Consider the following 981-nt stretch of genomic DNA (forward strand, 5'->3'; position numbering starts at 1 on the left):
CTAGGACGTGTCTCCCAATAGCCGTTGCCAGGTCAGGATGGCGCTGAGGGTGACGCCGGCGCGGTAGGTGATGGCGAGTTTGTCGTACCGGGTCGCGATGCCGCGCCACTGCTTGGCGAGAGCGAAGAATCGCTCGACGACGTTGCGGCCCCTGTAGGCGTCGGCGTCGAGCCCGGGCGGTCTGCCGCCGTTGCTGCCGCGCCGTTTCCGTGCGGCGGCCTGATCGCGCTTGTCGGGAATGACGGCCTTGATCCCGCGGCGGCGCAGCTCGCTGCGGATCACGCCGGTCGCGTAGGCACGGTCTGCGATCACCGCATCAGGGCGGGTGCGCGGGCGTCCCGCGCCCGCCCGCGGGACGTGGATCTGCGCGAGCACCTCGGCAAGCATCGCGCCATCGTTGCGCTGACCGCCGGTGACGATCATCGCCAACGGCCGCCCGTGGCCGTCGACGGCCTGATGGATCTTCGTCGTCAGCCCGCCGCGGGAGCGGCCGATACCGTGCCCCGGCGGCTCAACCTCCTGCCAGGGCAGATTCCTGTAATTCGATCCCGCCCCCTGTGTCCTGCTCCGGGCGGGTCGTGTTCGTCGCGTGCTGATGCGCACGCGCGATCGTCGCGTCCACCGACACCGCCCAGTCGATCTTCCCCGCCGCATCCGCCTCAGCGAGGATCCGCGTCAGCACCCGATCCCAGGTGCCGTCGCCGGCGTAACGACGGTGCCGCTTCCATACCGTCTGCCACGGACCGAACTCGTCGCGAGGCAGATCACGCCACGGGATCCCCGTGCGGAACCGGTACGCGATCCCCTCCACGACCCGACGGTTGTCGCCGAACGGGTGACCGCGGCGCCCCTCATTCGAGGGAAGCAGCGGCTCGATCCGCTCCCACTGCTCATCCGTGAACACCCGATACCGCGAACCCGTCGACCTCACCCGACCAGACTGCCGCGAGCCTCACTCAACATATGGGAGACACGCCCTAG

At 69.5% G+C, this 981-nt stretch carries 1 protein-coding gene; it reads right to left on the reverse strand.

The window, feature by feature from the left end:
- A protein-coding gene (locus ABD774_RS21500; protein WP_345045825.1) for an IS5 family transposase occupies window positions 1-931 on the reverse strand; the annotation gives its coding sequence in 2 pieces (ribosomal slippage) (window positions 1-555 and window positions 557-931; 930 coding nt in all).
- Between the last annotated feature and the right edge of the window lie 50 nt (window positions 932-981).

This window comes from Georgenia daeguensis, assembly GCF_039537705.1.
Lineage (GTDB): Bacteria > Actinomycetota > Actinomycetes > Actinomycetales > Actinomycetaceae > Georgenia > Georgenia daeguensis.